2 protein-coding genes are annotated in these 1,957 nt (G+C 55.9%); both read right to left on the bottom strand.

What is annotated here, in order from left to right:
• The coding region (glnE, locus tag RTY00_RS24255) for a bifunctional [glutamate--ammonia ligase]-adenylyl-L-tyrosine phosphorylase/[glutamate--ammonia-ligase] adenylyltransferase (RefSeq protein WP_312666672.1) at window positions 1-1,601 on the bottom strand (1,601 nt) is incomplete at its 3' end.
• A gap of 25 nt (window positions 1,602-1,626) precedes the next feature.
• On the bottom strand, window positions 1,627-1,957 hold a 331-nt coding region (locus tag RTY00_RS24260; RefSeq protein WP_409519171.1), incomplete at its 5' end, for a CHAD domain-containing protein.

Genomic DNA, 1,957 nt, shown 5'->3' on the forward strand with positions numbered 1-1,957 from the left:
ACGCCCAGTAACAGCGGCGTCAGGCGGTTCAGCAGCACATCCGCATCTTCGCGCGGGCAGACTTCACTGAGCAGACGCGGCATCAACTGATCAAGCGCCAGACGACCGCGCGGACCAATGGTGCGGCGGCTCACATCCTGGCGGAAGTTGTTCAACGCGTTGTAAAGCGCATGACGCTGCGCATCGTCCAACTGCGGCACAACCGGGACGAGATCGCTCTCTTCCAGTGCGTCATGCCACAAACCGGCAAATTCAGCCAACTGCGGCTGGTCGTCGACATCTGGCGCATCGTCGCCAATCAGCTCATCAAAGATGGCGCGCACACCGGCCATTTGCAGCTCCAGCTGCGCCATCAGAACGCTCCAGTCTGCCGCGCCCATCGCCCAGGCTAAGCGCTGGCGGTCGAGTTCGTTCTCTGGCAGCGTTTGCGTTTGCTCATCATTAATACTTTGCAGCAGGTTTTCCAGCCGACGCAGGAACAGATAGGCTTCACGCAGATGCTCGATCTGTTTTTGACTTAACAAAGCCAGCTCGCCAATGGCTTCAAGCGTAGGGAGCAAGGAACGCAATTGTAGTGAGCGCTCACGTCCACCGCGAATTAGCTGGAAGACCTGCACAATGAATTCTGTTTCACGAATACCGCCAGCGCCGAGCTTAATGTTGTCTTTCAAGCCGCGTCGACGCACTTCGCGCGCGATCATGCCCTTCATGTTACGTAGCGATTGAATCACGCTGAAATCGATATAGCGTCGATAGACGAAAGGACGCAGCATTTGCTGCAATTCCTGGCTCCAGTGTCCGTGATCATCGCCCATCAGGCGGGCTTTGACCATCGCATAGCGTTCCCAGTCGCGGCCCTGCTCCTGATAATAATCTTCCAGTGCCGCAAAGCTCAGCACCAGCGGACCGCTATCACCGAACGGGCGCAGACGCATATCCACGCGATAGACAAACCCATCCACCGTTGGCTGATCGAGTACTTTGATCAGCCGCTGCCCCATGCGCGTGAAGAATTGCGCATTATCGAGCTCGCGTCGCCCACCTTGCGTAACGCCGTTTTCCGGCCAGGCAAAAATCAGATCGATATCAGAAGAGAAATTGAGTTCACAGCCACCGAGTTTACCCATGCCGAGAATCAACATCGGCTGAGCTTCGCCGGCTTCATTACATGGCGTACCGAAGTCGCGGCTGCAATCCTGCCAAACCCAGTCGCGTGCGGCAGCGATGAGAATTTCCGCCAGCGTACTGAGCTGCTGCAAACTTTGTTCGGTAGTGGCGTGTTGCAGCGCCTGCATCCAGGCGATGCGCACCAGCATGTGACGCCGGAACAAACGCAGTTCGCGCATCAGGGAGGATTCGTTATCAACGGCTTGCAGCGCGTCCTTCAGCCAGCTGGCATAGTGCTGCCATTCATCTGGTGCAGGCGCTTGCTTTTGCAGATGCTGCCACCATTCGGGATGCTGCTGCAGGTTATCGAGGATAAAGTCACTAAAAGTCAGCGCGCCCGCCTGTTCTGGCGTGAACGCTGAGGGTGGCAAATTAAGTCGCTCTGCCACATTAGCCAACTGCGCCTGCATTAGCGCCGGTAACGGTAACAACATCTTCTCTCCCTGATTGGATTTTTCGTTAGCGTTTGATTCCGCTATTGAGCCAGAACGGCGCTGGTTTAATCGCCAGATTCACCAGCTGCATTAAGCCGTGATTCTGTTTGACGCGAATAGCGTGCTGTAACTCCAGCCAGCCTTCCAGCCAAACATTCACCTCTTCCGCCGGATAAGCACCCGCCAGCAGGTTCACCGCCAGCAGCTGGCGATTCAGGCGCGTCGCTTTATCCTGAAACTCATTGAACAGTTGGACGTCAACGAAGGTTTCACGAAGATCGGCTGAGATGCGGCTCAGCATAATATCGCTGAAGCGCTTGAACGATCCCTGCAGCTTGCTTTTGCTCTTGTCGTCG

It is taken from the genome of Pantoea sp. CTOTU49201 (genome assembly GCF_032054795.1).
GTDB classification, from domain to species: domain Bacteria; phylum Pseudomonadota; class Gammaproteobacteria; order Enterobacterales; family Enterobacteriaceae; genus Pantoea; species Pantoea symbiotica.